Origin of the sequence: Enterococcus sp. SMC-9 (genome assembly GCF_021011285.1) — a bacterium.
Taxonomy (GTDB): Bacteria; Bacillota; Bacilli; order Lactobacillales; family Enterococcaceae; genus Enterococcus_C; species Enterococcus_C montenegrensis.
The window spans coordinates 37,653-56,133 of sequence record NZ_JAILYE010000004.1; the positions used below are offsets into that span (position 1 = coordinate 37,653).

The 18,481-nt window shown below is 36.5% G+C and carries 17 protein-coding genes; 4 read left to right on the top strand and 13 right to left on the bottom strand.

Annotated elements, in window-relative coordinates:
* Nucleotides 1-36: 36 nt before the first annotated feature.
* Nucleotides 37-984, bottom strand: a complete 948-nt coding sequence (gene pfkB / locus K4422_RS06770; protein ID WP_230710017.1) for a 1-phosphofructokinase — start codon at nucleotides 982-984, stop codon at nucleotides 37-39.
* Between the two features lie 161 nt (nucleotides 985-1,145).
* Here pfkB and K4422_RS06775 point away from each other — a divergent pair, with 161 nt between their 5' ends.
* Nucleotides 1,146-1,892 (top strand): MurR/RpiR family transcriptional regulator, encoded by a 747-nt coding sequence (locus K4422_RS06775; protein WP_206902399.1) that lies wholly within the window; start codon nucleotides 1,146-1,148, stop codon nucleotides 1,890-1,892.
* A 236-nt stretch (nucleotides 1,893-2,128) separates the two neighbouring features.
* On the opposite strand, the gene K4422_RS06780 is transcribed toward K4422_RS06775, so the two are convergent.
* The 8 genes from K4422_RS06780 to K4422_RS06815 form a co-directional block, all read right to left on the bottom strand.
* Nucleotides 2,129-2,605 carry a YbaK/EbsC family protein gene (locus K4422_RS06780; protein WP_230710019.1) on the bottom strand — a complete coding sequence of 159 codons (477 nt, stop codon included), beginning with the start codon at nucleotides 2,603-2,605 and terminating at the stop codon, nucleotides 2,129-2,131.
* Nucleotides 2,598-4,037, bottom strand: coding sequence for an MFS transporter (locus tag K4422_RS06785; protein ID WP_206902397.1), 1,440 nt, complete (start codon nucleotides 4,035-4,037; stop codon nucleotides 2,598-2,600). Before K4422_RS06785 ends, K4422_RS06780 begins: the two co-directional genes overlap by 8 nt.
* A 325-nt stretch (nucleotides 4,038-4,362) precedes the next feature.
* Nucleotides 4,363-6,042, bottom strand: coding sequence for a ribonuclease J (locus K4422_RS06790; protein ID WP_230710021.1), 1,680 nt, complete (start codon nucleotides 6,040-6,042; stop codon nucleotides 4,363-4,365).
* Between the two features lie 476 nt (nucleotides 6,043-6,518).
* Nucleotides 6,519-7,577, bottom strand: a complete 1,059-nt coding sequence (locus K4422_RS06795; RefSeq protein WP_230710029.1) for an aspartate-semialdehyde dehydrogenase — start codon at nucleotides 7,575-7,577, stop codon at nucleotides 6,519-6,521.
* Between the two features lie 434 nt (nucleotides 7,578-8,011).
* On the bottom strand, nucleotides 8,012-8,617 hold the full coding sequence (locus tag K4422_RS06800) for an alpha/beta hydrolase (RefSeq protein ID WP_230710034.1): 606 nt from the start codon (nucleotides 8,615-8,617) through the stop codon (nucleotides 8,012-8,014).
* Between the two features lie 541 nt (nucleotides 8,618-9,158).
* On the bottom strand, nucleotides 9,159-10,049 hold the full coding sequence (locus tag K4422_RS06805) for a GH25 family lysozyme (RefSeq protein WP_230710036.1): 891 nt from the start codon (nucleotides 10,047-10,049) through the stop codon (nucleotides 9,159-9,161).
* A gap of 122 nt (nucleotides 10,050-10,171) precedes the next feature.
* Nucleotides 10,172-10,396, bottom strand: coding sequence for a DUF2922 domain-containing protein (locus K4422_RS06810; RefSeq protein ID WP_206902391.1), 225 nt, complete (start codon nucleotides 10,394-10,396; stop codon nucleotides 10,172-10,174).
* A 55-nt stretch (nucleotides 10,397-10,451) separates the two neighbouring features.
* A complete protein-coding gene (locus K4422_RS06815) occupies nucleotides 10,452-10,658 on the bottom strand; it encodes a DUF1659 domain-containing protein (protein WP_206902390.1) in 207 nt (68 codons plus the stop codon).
* Nucleotides 10,659-11,013: 355 nt separating this feature from the next.
* On the opposite strand from K4422_RS06815, the gene serC reads away from it, so the two are divergent.
* From serC to K4422_RS06830, 3 genes are read left to right on the top strand one after another with little or no spacing between them, the layout of a single operon-like run.
* Nucleotides 11,014-12,099: a 3-phosphoserine/phosphohydroxythreonine transaminase gene (serC, locus tag K4422_RS06820; RefSeq protein ID WP_230710037.1), complete on the top strand. Its 1,086-nt coding sequence runs from the start codon at nucleotides 11,014-11,016 to the stop codon at nucleotides 12,097-12,099.
* Nucleotide 12,100: 1 nt separating this feature from the next.
* Nucleotides 12,101-13,285 carry a phosphoglycerate dehydrogenase gene (locus tag K4422_RS06825; protein ID WP_230710039.1) on the top strand — a complete coding sequence of 395 codons (1,185 nt, stop codon included), beginning with the start codon at nucleotides 12,101-12,103 and terminating at the stop codon, nucleotides 13,283-13,285.
* Complete coding sequence (locus K4422_RS06830; RefSeq protein WP_230710041.1) at nucleotides 13,285-14,511, top strand: DUF1015 domain-containing protein; 1,227 nt, start codon at nucleotides 13,285-13,287, stop codon at nucleotides 14,509-14,511. The genes K4422_RS06825 and K4422_RS06830 overlap by 1 nt, the downstream gene beginning before the upstream one ends.
* Before the next feature lie 125 nt (nucleotides 14,512-14,636).
* Here K4422_RS06830 and K4422_RS06835 read toward each other — a convergent pair whose 3' ends face one another.
* From K4422_RS06835 to K4422_RS06850, 4 genes are all read right to left on the bottom strand, one after another.
* Nucleotides 14,637-15,068 carry a universal stress protein gene (locus K4422_RS06835; RefSeq protein ID WP_230710043.1) on the bottom strand — a complete coding sequence of 144 codons (432 nt, stop codon included), beginning with the start codon at nucleotides 15,066-15,068 and terminating at the stop codon, nucleotides 14,637-14,639.
* Between the two features lie 211 nt (nucleotides 15,069-15,279).
* A complete protein-coding gene (locus tag K4422_RS06840) occupies nucleotides 15,280-15,876 on the bottom strand; it encodes a DUF1361 domain-containing protein (RefSeq protein ID WP_230710045.1) in 597 nt (198 codons plus the stop codon).
* A 624-nt stretch (nucleotides 15,877-16,500) separates the two neighbouring features.
* Nucleotides 16,501-16,890 (bottom strand): acyltransferase, encoded by a 390-nt coding sequence (locus K4422_RS06845; RefSeq protein WP_230710047.1) that lies wholly within the window; start codon nucleotides 16,888-16,890, stop codon nucleotides 16,501-16,503.
* 142 nt (nucleotides 16,891-17,032) lie between these two features.
* Entirely contained in the window at nucleotides 17,033-18,457 is a 1,425-nt protein-coding gene (locus K4422_RS06850) for an oligosaccharide flippase family protein (RefSeq protein WP_230710049.1), read from the bottom strand.
* Nucleotides 18,458-18,481: the final 24 nt, after the last annotated feature.

Consider the following 18,481-nt stretch of genomic DNA (forward strand, 5'->3'; position numbering starts at 1 on the left):
CCTCATTTCTTTGAATTTGTTTTTTTGAATCGTTCATTAAGCTAAAATTTCGTCTTTGTTGCGCTGTTCTTCAATATTGATTTGCTCTTTAAGGTCACTAACATCAGAAAAATCTGTTAAACCTTTACGAAAAGCGGTTGAACTGCCAGCTGCAATAGCTAACTTTAAGCTTTCGGCTAAGGGTTGTTCTTTTAGTATTCCCGCAATAAAAGTGCCCAATAAAGTATCCCCCGCACAAGCTGTATTCACCACTTGTCCTTTTGGTGAATTGCCAACTAAGACAATATCTTCACTAATAAAGATTGCTCCCTCACCACCTAAAGAAAGTAAAACATTTTGTGCACCTTCTGCCAAAAGACGCTTGCCATAGGCTAGATAATCTTTTTTTGTCTTTAGTGTGACACCATACCAAGCTGCTAATTCTTCTTCATTTGGCTTTAGCAAAAACGGTTTGTATGAAAGACAATCCAAAACTTCCTTATAACTGCTGTCAATAATCAGCTTCACTTTCTTTTCATGACAGATTTTACTAATGGCTACTAAAATTTCTGGTGCAACACCTTGGGGTAAACTACCAGAAACACATAAATAATCATCTTCTTGCAATAACTTTTCTAATTCAGTCAAAAATTCAGTTGTTTTTTCAGCTGGAATTTCAGGTCCTTTATTGACTAATTTAAATTCTTCTTTTGTTTCATTAACTTGGGTGAAGACATTGATACGTGTCATACCGGGAACTTCGATAAAATGAGTGCTAATTGCCTTTTTCGTTAAAAAATCGTTAATATATTGGCCCGTAAAACCAGCTTGAAAACCTAACGCTGTATTGTCTATTCCCAACTGTTTTAAAATCAATGAAACATTAACGCCTTTTCCATTGGCTTGGATATCATCATCTTTGGTTCTATTTACTACTTGTGGCTGCATTGTATCCGTTTCGATAAACAAATCAATAGCTAAGTTTAAGGTACAGGTATAAATCATCTTGTCCCCTCCTTTCATTTTTATTATGCACGAATAATTTATGTAAATGTTTTCAAATGAGAGCAAAATAGTTGAAAATTTTTTCACTTTCTGAACCCTCTGTACATCAAATTGGTAAAAAGTTACAATAATAACAAATATCAGTTGGAAAGGATAACATCATGGATGTAAAATTAAGCGAGTCAGAACAATATCTATGGGATTTCATACAAAAAAACATTACGAGTATCCCACATTATTCCATCGTTAAATTAAGTGAGTTGGCGAATGTTTCCACTGCTACGATCGTTCGAACAATGAAAAAGAAAGGGTATGAGGGCTTTACTGCGTTTAAACACTCCTTAAAGGAAAAAGAAAATACCAACATCAACTTCTCTCATTTAGATAAAATTGATGAAGGCATTAAAATGGCGATTTTAAAAAACGAACAAGAAGTGATTCGAACCATTAATATGATTGAAATTGGCAATATTGAAGATGCCATTCAACGTATTCATGCAGCCAAACGCATCATGATTTTTGCACGGGGGTTTTCTGAATTAATTGCACAAGAAATGATGGTGAAATTGCAATTAACAAATAAATATTGCGAACTTCATACCGATCCGAATATCATTCGCAACATCTCCCGTAAACTTACAAAAGACGACGTCGTAATTTTCGTTTCATTAAATGGCGAAACAGAAGAATTAGTGGTGGCTGCTAAAAACTGTTACGAAGCCGAAATTGGTACGGTTTTACTAACCGCTAGCCGATACTCTTCTATTATGGAGTATATCGAAATTCCTTTTATTGGCTTTAAATCAGAAGGCTCCTTCTTTCCTGATTACGAAGTGCGCTCTCGTTTACCTTTATCGATTATGGCTAGGATACTGTTAGATTCATACGCTCTGCGAACAGCCAAATAACTAAAAAACACAACGTTTATTGCGCCTATGCGTGTTTTTACTTGGTGTTTAGCAAATTTTTGGAAATTTCGCCTTATTTTTTGGAGAGCTAGTTTGTGTAGCTAGTTTGTGTAGCTAATTTGAGCAGCCCTGATTTAAAACGATTTGTTCATGTTAAAACGTGATACTTTCCTTATAAAAAAAGCAGATACAAAGGTAGTTTAAAAACGACTACTTTTGTATCTGCTTTTTTAGGCTTACACAGCCAAAATATCTGCTTGAATTGGTTGAATCAATGCAATTAAATCTGCAACTTTAACTTTAACACTATGACCCAACTCGCCACTTGAGACAATAACTTCTTCGTGATTCAAAATACTCGTATCAAAAACTTGGCTATATTCTTTATGTTGCATGAAAATCCCGATTGGCGTATTGGCACCATGGGGATAACCAGTTACATCCATTACATATTCCATCGGGGGAAAGCCGACTTTGCGGTTACCAGAAGCTTTCGCCGTCTTTTTATAATCTAGGCGTCCGTCAAGGGGAACTAAGGCAATCACCGTTCCCGTTTTATTGCCTTTTAAAACCAAGGTCTTATAAATGGTGGTAACAGCTAATTGTAATTTTTCTGCTTGGGCGCGTCCTTCATCTTCATCACTTACATCAAAAGTAAAACTTTCAAATTGCATCTGGTTTTTTGTTAAATATTCTTCCACTGCATTAGACATGTTTTCTGATGCCTCCTTGTTTTTTCACCCGATAAAGCGTTAAAAGTAATGCTGCTAAACAAAGTAAAAACGAACCTAAAAAAGTAATTTTCATTCCATAAATGAAAACATCTGGCCGCTTGGCAATGTACGTTGTCACCCGTTCTCCCATTTTCGAACTCATGGCGTCATACAAGATAGTTGTCGCTAGCGAAATCCCTACGACCATGCCCAAATTACGAGCAAAAGAGTTCAAACTGCCAGCAACCCCCAGATTTTCTTTGGTAACACTACTCATAACCATTGTATTGTTTGGTGATTGAAATAATGAATTGCCTAAACCCATGATAGCAGTTGCCACAACGTAATACCACAAAGGCGAATCCGCGTGCATAAACATATACATTAATTGGGTCACTGATAACATCACAAGCCCGATTAAAACTAAGATTTCTGGACCCACCCTGTCAGTTAAATAGCCGCTTAAAGGCGAGCCGATTACCATTAAAAATGGAAAGACCATCATTAAAAGTCCAGCATAACTAGGTGAAAGGCCACGGGCACTTTGAAGATAAAACGGAATAACGACATTGACAAAAAAGTTTGAAGAAAAAATCAATAACGCCGTAACTAAACTCATAGTAAAAACTTTATTTTTGAAAATACTAAAGGTAATTAAAGGCAATTTCACTTTCTTTTCCACATATAAAAAGATGAAAAAACTAATGACGGCTAAGACAAACAAGGCTAACGGAATTGGGGTTAAAAAACCGTGTTCTTGCCCTAAAAAGACACCGCCAAAAAAGGTCATAATCGTCGCTGCAACCGCGGCAAAGCCACCCATATCAATTTTTTCTGCGCTTAGTGTAATATCTTTTGGTAAGAATTTTTCACTAATTAACATGGTGATAATCCCAACTGGGACATTGATCCAAAAAATATACGCCCATGAAAAATGCGCCAAGATCAAGCCGCCTAAACCAGGGCCGGCAATTGAACCTAAAGACACAAAGGCACCAATCATCCCAAGCGCCCGTCCTCTTTCATTCATAGGGAAAACTTCGGTAATAATACCTGTGTTGGTCGCCATCGTCATCGCAGCTCCTAAAGCTTGGATAACGCGGGCAAACAGTAGAAAAGTTAACGAGTGATTAAAACCACAAAGTAAAGATCCAATCACAAAAATCAAGGTTCCAATGCGATAAATTTTAATTTTTCCCCAGCTATCGCCAATTTTCCCAAATAATAACAAACACGCACAGACCATCATTAAATAAATGGAGACGATCCATTCTGACTGATTCATTGGTACTTGCATATCCTTTGAAATAGTTGGCAACGCGATATTTACAATACTACCATCTAAAGTAGACATAAAAGTAAACATCGAAACTGCAACCAATATCCACCAACGATTTTTTTGAACAACCTTATCTTCTTGGTATGTATGCATACAAAACTTCCTTTCGTAAAAGAATAAAAACTCTTTTAATAAACCATTATTCTATTTTATTTTCCATTTTGACAAGTCCTTATTGCGATTGTCCTTTGCCAAAAATAGACACTAAAATAGTATAATCGTTTTTCAGAAAGATTTCATATGTTTTGTTTAAAAAATATAAAATAGACTACAGCTTAACTTGTATGACACTTTTTTCAAAGCGATGACCTGCTAAAGGTAAAAAATTGGCAAAAAATCCGTGGGCGCAAATAGCTAAAATTTATTTATTACAAAAAAAGACACCAAAACGAAAAGTTTTCGTCTTGGTGTCTTTGGCCTATTTTCTTTTTTGTCGTTGGGATGACTCCATAATAACTGGCAAAATAACCGGTCGACGCTTTGTTTGTTCAAACAAGTAACGGCTTAAACGATCGCGGATATCTTGTTTTAATTTACTCCATTCAAACTCTTCGTCTTGTAAATGTTTTTCAACAATTTCACTCACCATTTCAGCACTTTCTCGAATTAAATCACGGCTCGCCTTTACATAAACGAAACCACGGGAAGTGATTTGTGGCGGAGATACAATCTTTTTCTCACGGCGATTAATTGTAACCACTGCGATGAAAATGCCATCTTCTGATAAAACTTTGCGATCTCGCAACACGATATTGCCGATGTCGCCAACACCAATACCATCAATCAAAACATTTTCCGCCGGTACAGAACCAGCTTGAGACATTTGACCGTTTTTGTATTCCAAAATATCACCACGAGCTGTGATAAAGATATTCTTCAACGGAATTCCAGTTAATTGAGCCAGTTGCGCATGGGCCGCTAATTGACGGTATTCCCCCTGAATTGGAATTAAATATTTTGGTTTTAATAAATTTAACATTAATTGTAAATCATCGGGATTGGCATGACCTGAAACCCGCATATTATCAGAAATTTGTTTTACGACGCCACCAGCACGAAAGACAATATCTTCGGTTTTGGCAACCGTGGTTTCCATTGCGGTAGTTGGCGTAGTCGTGATATACACTAAATCCCCTTCTTGAATGCGCAATGTGCGGTGGGAACCATTAGCCATCCGTTGTAGTGATTTAATCGGTTCACCCATTCGACCTGTCTCTAAAACGATAATTTCTTCTGGTGGATAGTTTTTCATTTCTTTTTGTGTGATGAATAAATCTTCATCTGGCAATTCTAATTTGTTTAACTTCATTGCCGTCCGAATAATTCGGCCAAAATCTTGCCCGGTTAAAACGACTTTCCGGTTGCAACGATACGCAGCATTTAAAACTTGCTGCACCCGTTGTAAATTACTTGCTACCCCGGCTACAATAATGCGGCCTTCCCAATACTTAATGGTATCGTAAACTTCATCGGCAATTTGCCGTTCTGAAGCGACTGGCGTCGGATTTTCAGCATTACTAGAAGTACTTAATAGCGCTAAGACACCCTCTTTACCAATTTCAGCAATCCGCGCAAAATCGGTTTGATACATTGGCACGGCAGCCTGATCAAACTTAAAATCACCAGTATAGACAATATTGCCTACTTTGGTTTTCAAAGTGATCCCTACTGAATCTGGAATTGAGTGGGTGGTTCTAAAAAAGCCGACTGTCGTTGTCCCAAAATCAATCTCCGTATGTTCATCAATAATATGAAAATCCCGGAATTTTTTGGTGGCATCATTTTTTTGAACGCCAATTTTTGCCAACTCAATTGTTAGCTTTGTTCCAAAGACAGGTACATCAACTTTTTCCAAAAAGTAAGGTAACGCCCCAATGGCATCCGCATGTCCGTGAGTCAAAAAGACACCGACAACACGATCTGCATTTTCTACTAAATAAGTAAAATCAGGAATAACTGTATCAATTCCCAATAATTCATTTTCTGGGTATTTCAACCCGCAATCTAATACATAAATATCATCTTCCACTTCAGCGATGTACATATTTTTACCGTTTTCACGGACGCCGCCTAATGGAATGATTTTGATGTTACTCAAAAACATTCACCTCTCAAATTTTTTCTATATAAATATAATATTTTCTTTTCTGTGCCCAACTAGCCACTGTCCATTATACACTAAAAAGTGGCAAAAAGCGGCGACGAACTGCTAATTTATCATGGAAGCGGTTTGCAGCAAAAAATCTTTTAGTAAAATTAACGAATTTAAGTGCCCGCTATAAAAAAACTGCACGAACTCGGTTTGCTTTTAAGCATTAAGGCAGAATTGCAATAAATCGTTTTCCTTTGACTTATTGCACAGCGCGTTAGATTGAAAGGCTGACTATAAAAAAGTTAGATAAGCTACACACTCCTAAAAATGAAAGTGCGATTTTTAAAACACGCACTGCATTTTAAAGCTCAATAAAAAAGTACAAAAAAACGTTCCAAGTTTACCTGCATAAAGTCTAAAAGCAAAAAGCTTTAACACGTTATCAGTTACTTGCAACGTTTTTTAAATTTTTCAAAACAACTTTATTTGGGTACGCGAACTAAGTCCATCTCATGTAAGGTTTCTGCAATTTGTACGGAATTCCAGGCCGCACCTTTTAGCAAGTTATCCGATACGACCCACATGTGTAACCCAGTTTTGACATCTAAATCGCGGCGAATCCGACCGACAAATGTATCTTTTTTATCAACGCTGTTTAACGCTTGGGGATAAATTTGTTGGCTTGGATCATCTTCTAGTGTCACACCGGGTGATTTTGCTAATAAATCTTTAACTGCTTGGGGTGACATTTCTTTTTTTGTTTCAATATAAACAGATTCAGAATGTCCACTGACTACAGGAATCCGAACACAAGTTGCAGCAACTTTTATAGTATCGTCTTCCATAATTTTATGGGTTTCATTGATCATTTTCCACTCTTCATACGTGTAATCATCCTCAGCAAAAACGTCGATTTGTGGCAGCGCATTAAAAGCGATTGGATAGTGTTTTTTATCACTTCCGGCTGGCAAAATTTGTGGATCTAATTCATCTTTTGATTTTCCGGCTAAGAATTCTTTGGCTTCTCGTTTTAATTCTTCAACCGCTTTTGCCCCTGCCCCTGAAACAGCTTGATAGGTGGATACGATGATCCGGTTTAGCCCGGCTTCTTTGCGAATTGGCTCTAATGCTACCATCATTTGAATTGTTGAACAATTGGGATTTGCGATTATTCCTTTGTGCCGTTTTAAAGCAGCCGGATTTACTTCTGGTACCACCAATGGCACTTCTTTATCCATGCGAAAATAACTCGTATTATCCACCACAACTGCTCCGCGTTTCACCGCTTCTGGCGCGTAAATTTTTGAAATTCCCCCACCCGCAGAAAACAAAGCAATATCTACATCGTTAAAAGAATCAGGCACTAATTCTTCAATTGTTAAGGTTACACCATTAAATACTCTGGTTTTTCCAGCCGAACGTTTTGAAGCCAGCAGTTTGATACTTTCAATTGGTAAAGTGGTTTCTTCCAACATCTCGATCATTTTTGTTCCTACAGCTCCTGTTGCGCCCACAACAGCAATGCGATACCCTTTTTCCATCAGCTACACCCCTATGACTAAATTTGAACCTGTCTGCGACAAGAATTTGATATTTTTGCTATTTTAGCACAATCTGAAATAAATTTCAGTAAATACTAGAAAATGATTCAGAAAATTACGACAATTATCAAAAAAAGCCGATAAAGTTAAACGATGTAAAACTGTCCAAACTCTATTGACACCAAAAAATAAGGAGGAAATTTTCAAAAATTGTTTTTCGCTTTTAGCTTCATGCACAAAAGAGCTGACTCAAAAAACAGCTGGCAATCATGATCTTAAATCACAAGAACTCCTGCAAAAAAATTTATTCTCCCTTTGAATATAAAAAAGCAGCCCGCAGTCAATCCGTCGAAATTTACCTACAACTATTCAAACATTTCTTTAAAATTTCGTCTTATGACGTAAGGCTGACTATTTTTATTTTAAAATCTTTTTTACATTGGGAGCTGGTGAAGCCAATTTCGGGCCTGGTTTACTTCATCTGCGGTTAATTGATGACCTTGTTTGGTTTGCTTAATCGTTAAATCTGCCCCCCGACTATCAAATGCTTCTGCAAGTTCGTTAAAGGACTCAGGCGAAACAATTGGATCGCCTTGACCAAAAGAAAGCCAGATTCGTTTATCTTTTAGCTCAAATTGTTTTTCATGCACCCCCAGTGACATGGGATGAAAAAATAAGCCTTGGGTTAATGGCGTTTGCCGCTCTAATAACAGATGGGCCGCGATGTTAGCACCATTGGAATACCCTACTAAAACCCAGTCACTTAAAGGCACATTTTTCTCTGCGCTAATTCGTTTGATTTCTTCATATAGATTATCTGTTTCTTTTTCCAAACTAGCTAAATCAAATTGATTTAAGCCATTGCGCTTGAAAAAGCGATTCATCCCGTCTTCTTCTACTTCCCCGCGAAAAGATAAAACCGCACATCCCCCATCTAAAAAACGGGCAATATCCACTAATGAATTTTCATCTCCGCCCGTACCATGTAATAATAATAACTTCTTACTACCTGCAGTTCCAGCATCGTATAAGTATTTCATTGTTCTCCCTCCGTTTTAGCCATTTTAATAGCGTGTCTTAAAAATAAGTTTAAGATAAAAAATTCTATTTGTGTCGTATCCAGCAAAAATCACCTGAACCATTCGATTAACCGCTCATAATGAATAACGCTTTACCTTAAAAGGGTTTTTGCATGTCTAGCATCATAAAGGACCTTGCGACACAATAAGTCAAATTTTGAACAAATCTAAAAATCCCTTTAGCAAAATTCTGCCTTATAGCTGGCCTATAACCAGTTGTTTTTTCTAATTAGACTCAAAAAATTGCAATCAATCTCAAAACGTCTACAGCTTACTATTTGTAAGTATAGTAGCAAATAAATTCATTTCCTTCAATTATTTTATTCTTTTTCGGAAAGTCACTTTATTTAACTTTCTCTTCATCCTATACTATAATAAATTCAAAGGAAATTTTGGGGAAGATTTCCGACAGCGTGTAGGGGAGAGTGTTATTCCTTACGTTATTATGGCTAGAATCTTAGCAAAAATAAGACTTGGATGAATTCATCCAAGTCTTATTTTTTTATTTTATTCCACCGTGTGCTGTTATTTTTCCTAAAGCTAGATAGCCTTTTCTTCCTTTAGCTCGCGGTTGCACGCCCCATAAATAACCTTGGTTTAAAATAATATCATCAAATTTTATCTGGTCGCCTTTTTGAAGTAAGGCAATCACACCAGCTTTAGTGTCTGCTTTTTCTCGCAAGTAGACAGCCGTATTTAAAGTAAATGTTTTCAATTTTTTTAATCCTCCTGAAACTGAATTAGTTGGTGGTAAGGTTGGCTTTTGGTCTTCAAGTAATTTTGTATCAAAAAGTACTCCAAAATCTTTACTGCCAGTTAGCCGATTTAAATCCATCGCTCCTTTGTAGCCAGAAATGCGACCATTTGACGTATATTGATGCAGATCATACCGCGTGGTACAAGTCGGGTTAAAGCCTTCATAACGGCCATTATTCTGACCATAAGTTGGAATCCAAATAGCATCGAATTTTTCGACAGCTAAATTAAATTGATGATACAAGTGATTGGCAATATAGACACCCACCTTTTTTGCTCCCAAACGCTTCAACTCTTGACGGTAACTTTCACAGCCATTACGCATATCAGAATATGATTTTTCTTCTACATCTAACCACCAAAAAGTTGGTTGAAACTTCTTAGCGCGTTGATAGAAATCGCGGGCTTCTTGTTTCATGTCGGAGATACTGGTACCTCTCACCCATGCATAAACTGCCACCGGAACTTTGTATTCCTGCAATTTTTTAAGATGTGTTTCAAAATGCACATCCCGATGTAATGAACCGTATTGTACCCGAACAATCGCTCCGGCAATATTTTTTGCTAAGATGTTGTAATCAATCGCCTCTGGTAGTTGCCATTCACTAATGTCAATGATCACTGGTTTTAAAATCATAATAGCCTCCTTCTTGTAAAAAAATGTAAAAAAGACTGCACCAAAGTTTTACTAAGGCCTAGGCTGGGACATAACTTCAGCTATCCTTTACTTTTTAGTGCAGTCTTTTTACCTAACGATGTTTATCCTTCTGTATCAAAAAGCTCTGTTTCAATGGTTTCAACATATTTTGCACTGGCTGGGGCAACAAACAATGTTACTCCTTTCTTGACAAACAAAGCCGACCCACTGATTTCTTCCATTACTTGCTGAATTTTTGTGGCATCCAAATTTTCATTTGCAACCCGGGGAATCATTTTGTGTTTTTTCCCCTCACTATTAAAAAAAGTCAAATGCAGTTTTTTCATCTTGTTTTTCTCCTTTCAAAATTTCAATTTTCTAGACTCTCTTGCCTACTATTTATTACGCGGTATATTCGATTTCTTTTGTCTCTACGACACTGTTATAACTAACATCAGTTGGTAACAACTGACTAAAGGCGCGCCCGAAAGCTAACACGTCAACTTCAAGGGGATTTTCCACGCTATTTGAAAACTTCTGTTTTGTCAGACTTTCTTTCCCCGGTTCTAAAAATGTAACTGTCAAATTTGTGCTAACATGTGTTTTCATTTTGTTGCCTCCTTATAATTAATAATTTGATTGACAAACTACCTTTTTACGGCCGTTTCAAAAGCAGTTTTTGATTTAGTATCGTAAGTAGCGCCCTTACACTTTAACAACGAAACTTCACCGGAAAATGTCAAAGGATTTTGAAAAAAATTTTAAATAATTTTTTCGTTATTTCATTTCAAACATTTGTGATTATCTTCACTTAACTACTTTGTTAGTATTTTTTTAAGTTAACAATTGCGTGTTGTTTATTTGCAATTTTCTGAAAAATTACTTTAAAAGCTGAAATTCATCTGTTACAATAGGCGATAACTCATTTAGAGTTAAAATTACTTTTTCAAAGGAGAGAATAGTTATGACTGTTTACAATTTTTCAGCCGGTCCTGCCGTATTACCTACACCCGTTTTGGAGCAGGCCCAATCCGAATTTACGGATTACAAAGGTAGCGGCATGTCCGTGATGGAGTTGAGTCATCGTTCCTCCCTTTTTGATGCGATAATTAAAGACGCCGAAAAACGCTTGCGGGAATTAATGAATATTCCGGACAACTACCATGTTTTATTCTTACAAGGTGGTGCAAGCTTACAGTTTTCAATGGTGCCATTAAATTTAGCGCAAAATAAAAAAGCCCTGTATGTTAATACCGGCTCATGGTCTAAAAAAGCAATTGCAGCTGCCAAAGAATTAGGCAACGTTGAAGTTGAAGTGATTGCTTCTTCAGCAAAAGACAACTTTACCTATATTCCAGAAATTACCCCTGACATGATTGATCAAGATGCTGCTTACTTGCACATTACAACCAACAATACCATTGTCGGAACAGCTTATAAAAGTATTCCCAATGCCGGGAATGTCCCGATTGTAGCCGACATGTCCTCAAATATTTTAGCCAATGACTATGATGTAAAAGACTTTGGTATCATCTACGCCGGCGCACAAAAAAATATCGGCCCTGCTGGTTTAACCGTTGTGATTATTCGCGATGATTTGCTAGGTTTGTATGAAGTAAACGAGCCCATGTTAGATTATAAAACGCAAGCAGCGGCAAACTCTTTATACAATACGCCCCCAACCTTTGCCATTTACATTGCACAATTGGTTTTCAAATGGTTGCAAGAGATTGGAGGCCTACCTGAAATCTTAAAACAAGATCAAGAAAAAGCTCAATTACTTTACGATGCAATCGAAAAATCGCATTTATTTACCAGTCCAGTGCGCCCAGATAGCCGTTCTCTAACAAACATTCCGTTTGTAACCGGCAATGCCAAATTAGATCAAAAATTTAATGTAGAAGCATTAGCAGCAGGCTTTGAAAACTTAAAAGGCCATCGCTCAGTTGGCGGTATGCGGGCAAGCCTATACAATGCCTTTCCAAAAGAAGGCGTACAAGCGCTCGTGACTTTCATGGAAAAATTCGAAAAAGAAAATGGAGGACTGTAAGATGTTCCATATTAAAACATTTAACGCAATTGCCCCAGAAGGAATGAGTCGCTTTGATAAAGATAATTACGCCATTAACGAAAGTAAAACTCCTGATGGTATTATTTTACGCAGTCAAAAATTACACGATTACGCTTTTCCTGAAAGTGTCGTTGCTGTTGCCAGAGCAGGCGCGGGTACCAACAATGTGCCGGTTACACAATGTACCAAACAAGGGATTGTGGTCTTCAATACCCCAGGCGCAAATGCCAATGCCGTCAAAGAATTGGTTATCGCCAGCTTATTGTTATCCGTGCGCCCAATTTTACAAGGCGCCCAGTGGATTCAAACCTTGACCGGTGATGATGTGGAAGAACAAGCCGAAGCAAATAAAAAGCAATTTGCGGGCCATGAATTAGAAGGAAAAAAATTAGGTGTCATCGGCCTTGGGGCCATTGGTGCTATGATTGCAAACGACGCTTACCGATTAGGCATGGAAGTTGTGGGTTATGACCCTTACGTTTCTGTTGATACCGCTTGGAGTATTTCACGACGCGTGACCCGTGCCAATGAATTGGCAGATGTGTTGACAACTTGTGATTTTGTCACCGTCCATGTGCCGTTAACCGAGCAAACCAAAGGTATGATTGGTGAAGCACAGTTGGCAAAAATGAAAAGTGGTGCCAAACTATTTAACTTTGCTCGCGGTGGTATTGTTGATGATACTGCCGTCTTAAACGCATTGAAAGCAGGACAGCTGGCTGGTTATACAACCGACTTTGCGGATGAAAAATTATTACACAACGACAAAGTTTTAGTCTTGCCACATTTGGGTGCTTCAACCCAAGAAGCTGAAGTGAACTGTGCCAAAATGGCTGCTAGAACACTAAAACGCTTTTTAGAAGAAGGCACTATCAAACGCTCTGTTAACTTTCCAACCGTTGAGATGGCCTTTCACTCTCCATATCGGATCACGATTATTAACAAAAATATTCCAAATATGCTAGGCCAAATCTCTTCAATCATCGCGGATATGAATATCAATATCGACAATATGGTCAATCGTGGTCGAGATGATTATGCCTATACTTTGGTGGACATTAATTGTGACGAGCAAGAAAATGCGCAAGCTGTTGCCGCGCGCTTAGAAGAAAATCACGACATTATTCGCGTGCGGGTGATTAAAAACCCGGGGGTGGGGTATTAATGGTTGATATTCGTCCCTTTAAAGCAATTCGTCCGGCTGAAAACTTAAGCGCAAAAGTTGCCGCCTTACCTTATGATGTCATTAATAGTGAAGAAGCCCGGGTAATGGCTTTAGGAAATCCTTATAGCTATTTTCATATCGATCGCGCTGAAATTGACTTGCCACCAGAAGTGTCACCCTATGATCCAGCCGTCTATCAAAAAGCTGCCACTAGTTTAGCCGACTTTTTAAAGAAAGGCTGGCTAAAAAAAGACGACGCACCTTATTTTTATCTCTATCAACTAACAATGAATGGTCGCAGCCAAACAGGTTTAGCCCTATGTGCTTCAATTGATGATTATGTCGCAGGTAAAATTAAAAAACATGAATTTACCCGCCCAGAAAAAGAAGTCGATCGGATTAACCACATCAAAGCTTGTGATGCCAATACCAGCCCTATTTTCTTAGCTTATCGTCATGAAGACGAAATTCAAAAAATTATGAAAGCTTGGCAGGAAAATCACGAGCCTACTTATAATTTTGACAGCTACCACGATGTAAATCATAAAGTTTGGGTAATTGATGATACAGACAAAGTTGCAGCCTTAACCAAATTATTTGCAGCAGTCCCGGCCCTTTATATTGCAGACGGCCATCACCGAACCGAATCAGCAGTTAAAGTTGGCTTAGAAAAACGGGCGCAAAAAAATAGTAATCCTGAAAGTGATCACTTTTTAGCTATCATCTTTCCAGAAAATGAACTCGACATTTGGGAGTACAATCGTGTTGTCAATGTTCCTGTTACAGATACTTTTTTAGATCAGCTCAAGTCTAGTTTTACAATTGAAAAAACAACGAAAACAAAACCCGATGCACCAGGTCAAATTCAAATGTATTTAGCTAGACAATGGTATACGCTAAGTGCAAAAGAGACAATCAAAAACACCGATCCGGTAAAACGCTTAGACGTATCTTTATTGCAAGACAATGTTTTTGACCCAATCTTTGGAATTAAAGATGTTAGAGTCGATAAACGAATTGACTTTATCGGCGGTATTCGCGGCCCTGAAGAATTAGTCAAATTAGTCGACAGTGGTGCTTGGCAAGTCGCCTTCTCCTTATACCCGACAGCTATGACAGATCTTTTAGATGTTGCTGACGCTGGGAAAATCATGCCGCCAAAATCAACCTGGTTTGAACCAAAATTATTAAGTGGTCTCTTCTTACATGATCTAGAAACAAAATAAGTTGTTAATTTTTTTATTAGCCAGTTGTGCCCCCTCTTCAACTGGCTGCAAAAAATGAAGCATATAAAAAGCGACTGTTGGTACGTCTAAAAGACGCCACCAACAGTCGCTTTTACTTTTTAAAATTACTTCACCATGAGCACCGTACAGGGCGCGTGATTCACAATATATTGAATGGTTGAACCCACTTTTTCGCGCGTTAAGGAGCCTTTTCCTGTCGCACCAGCAACGATTAAATCAAGCTCATAATTTTTCGGGATTGTTTGGGTAATGTAGGTTTTTGGCTCACCCACTTCTAAAATCTCTTCAACATTTTCAATCCCAGCATTGCGAGCCTGCTCCACTAAATCAGCTAATACCATCTTTGCCTTGCTTTGCTCTTCTTTTAAAATTTTCGAAACAGCAAAGGAACTCGTAGACAGTGATGCCTCATCAATAATCCAAGCCAGATACAACTTACTATTATTTGCTTTGGCTAAAGCAACAGCTTCAGTAAAAGCCTTCTCCGCATTTTTTGAACCGTCAATCGCTACTAAAATATTTTGGTAATGACTCATTTTATCCCCTCCTAAGCACTCTTAACTAAAAAAGCATCCATATAAAACCCTTTTCTTTAATTCAAAAGTACCATAAAAGCGGCTATAAAACCAACGAGAAGCCAGAAAATAGGAATTGGCTAAAGCCATAAAAATACTGACACCCAAAAGTTAGATTTTTTATCTAACTTTTGGAAATCAGTACAAAATGCAACTCTAGCCAATTATTTTTTTAAAAATTTTCGCCTTTACGCCCCATTAACAAGTTCTGAATATACAATACAGTCAAAATTCCCAAATGAAGAACAAAGAATAATAAAACAAATTCCAATTTTTTCTGTGACCACTGCAAAAAAACAATATCGAAAACTTTTAACGGATCGGTCAGAAAATAGATAGAATGTAAGCGCGGCGGAAATCTCCCCGCATAAATTCCCATTGAAGAAAGAAAACAAATCGCACCAATGATAAAACGAATCACATACCGGTGCAAGTTCAGTCTATCTTTGAAATAACGGGCCAGCTTTAATAACTCAGAGAATCCCCACAAATTAAAAGCAAAAATTACTAAAAACAAAGCAATTAACAGCGCCCACAACCGCACACTTGGCAAACTGCTACCATCAGCATAATTATATAACTGCAACATATCCGAGTGCACAATATCGGTCACTAAATAGGGAATGTTTGGAAAAAATAGTAACCAAATACCGCCTAAAATAACTTGTATCACCGGAAAACGGGTATCTTTTATATGAAAAGATAACTCTAGTGGAATATAGGCCAGCAAAGTATTGAGTGATAGAAAATAAAATTTTGTCGTATACATTATAGCGATGATAAGTAGTGCTATTAGGCGAATTGCGTTTTTGTAGATGGGAATCACCTCCAAGGTTAATGAAAATGATATCATACTCGTTAAAAATACTCTATTTTAAACCTAACCAAAATTAAATAAATTCTATACTCGTTATATACTATTTATTAAGACCATATTAATAGCCGAAAAAAATATATGCTCTTCTTATCACGTATCAAATGGCGATTTAAAAATGAGAAAAGATATATGCACGAAATATTTTACTTTATGTAAAAACAAATTTTTATACGATTCTCATCCGCTATATTTTAATTTATCAATCAATACATCAACCCCGTTCGACGATAGCTGCATTTTACTTTTCAAAATTAGTGGTAGCTTTTTACTTTTCACTAATCATATATGACAACTCTATTTACGACGATTGACGAAGAACACAAAACTTTTTCACTACCATTATTATAATACGGAAAATAATTTTTATATTTTTGTTACATAGTTTCATTAAAAATACATTATGATATTTTTTTAATGCTCAGATAGTCCATTTATCGCCCTGGGGATGACTAGTCACTTTATGCTACTATACTGCAAGTACCTAATTACTAGTCCAAAATTCTAAAAATTATTTACTTAAAATAAATCTTTTTTCTTAATTGCGGGTACTCCAGCATAGACGCTATTTGGCTCACAGTCGTGACCAACAACTGATCCTAACGCTATTATACTTCCACTAGAAACCACAATATTATTGAAAAATTTAACCGAACCACAAATCCAACATCCATCTTCTATTTTAATTTTATACGTAGTTCCTTCACCAGCCCTTCTAGTGCTCATCCCAACAATATGTCCTCCAGTGTAAAATGATACGTCTGGAGCCAAATCACAATTTTTCCCTATTATAACAGAACCATTTCCATAAATTTTTAAATCGCGTCCAACCCAGCTTTCATCACCAATCTCTAGCTCCACACAATTTCCCATTATTATTGGCCCAACAATTTTTACATTATGACCCAATTTTATACCTGAAAAAATGGCTAATTTATATTTTATAAAAAAAATCTTGTACCCTTAAAAATCTTATTAATAAAAAAAAGACCAATGAATCTTCTTACTTTCATCATAACCACCCTTTTAAATTTTTTTCTAGATAACATAATTATTTATTCAGATTTACTCTTTCTTTAAGAATTTTAGGTAAAAATAAAATTGTTACACCGAAAATAGCAATGATTCCATAAATAATAAAACCTGATAAATTACTTTCAAGATTAATATTCATTTTCAAAATATAAGTATCCGCAAAATACCAAATAGCTATAACAACAATTGCGTATATCACGTGGTTTAATACCTTCGTGTTGGAAATATCTAACCTCAAGAAGAAGAAGATAACAACAAAATACACAATTGATGACAAAACAAACGAAAGAGATGCACCTACTGCTCCATAAAAGGGCACAAACATTATGTTAGAAATTGACAATACTCCCGCAGAAATATATGTAGCAATCCTAAATTGCTTGTCTTTTGAAAAAGACAAGAGAAGACCTTTTCCTAAAAAAAAGCTTAGTCCTGTGAAAAGAAGCGAAATGGAAGAAATATCCATTAAACAACTCACAGATGCATACCCTGGGCCAAAGAAAAGCGGAACAAAATAACTTGATGTACTAATTACTCCACATATTATGATAGTGATAACAAATGTGCTCACTTTCACAAAATAATCAACCAATTTAAAAACTTCGGAATAGTTTTTCTCGGCAACTAAAGAAGTTAATCGTGGCATAATTGCGGTAGTTATTGATTGTAATACACCGTTCAATACTTGAACAATTTTAAGACCTTGATCAAATAAACCTGCATCTTTGTAATTTCCAAAAGTAGCTAAAACTACTCTAGAAAATGCATTCTTAGCGGAATCAGTCATTATGGGAATTAACAAGCCAAAGCTCTCCAAAACCATTGATTTTTTTAAAACTTTTTTTTGTGAAGTTACAATCAAAAAAGGCTTCAACTGAACTACCATAGATATATTTCCTAAAAAAACACCAAGAATATTAATCCAAGTATACAATAACAAATCACTTTTTTGTCTTATAAGTAAGAAAATAAAGACAATCGTCACTAACTTACTTAAAAAATTACGAATAATATTTTTCTTAATTTCTTCAATTCCTATGAAAAACCAAGAAATATCTGTAATACAAGCAAGTATCAAAAAAGCTTGAACAAAATATATTTTATTATCTCTAAAGAAAATAAAGATGAGTAATAGATAACAAAGAAAAAAAACGACAGTCGTAACTAATTGTAAAAACCAAATTGAAAAAAAAGTAGTTGTCCTCAATTCACTACTTTTAATTTGAGCAATTTTTCTTGAACCATATATTGGTATTCCAAAAGAAGCTAGCTGGACAAAAAACATAGCTATTGAATAGGAAGTTGCATAATATCCTAACTCAGTGGCTGAAAATATCCTTGCGACGTAAGGTGTTGTTAACAGTGGGGCAATAAAAAATAGAAGTTGTGCCACACCACTGTAGATTACATTACTTAATAACTTTTTATTTCCTCTATCCATTTATATCTCCATCCATTTTACCGT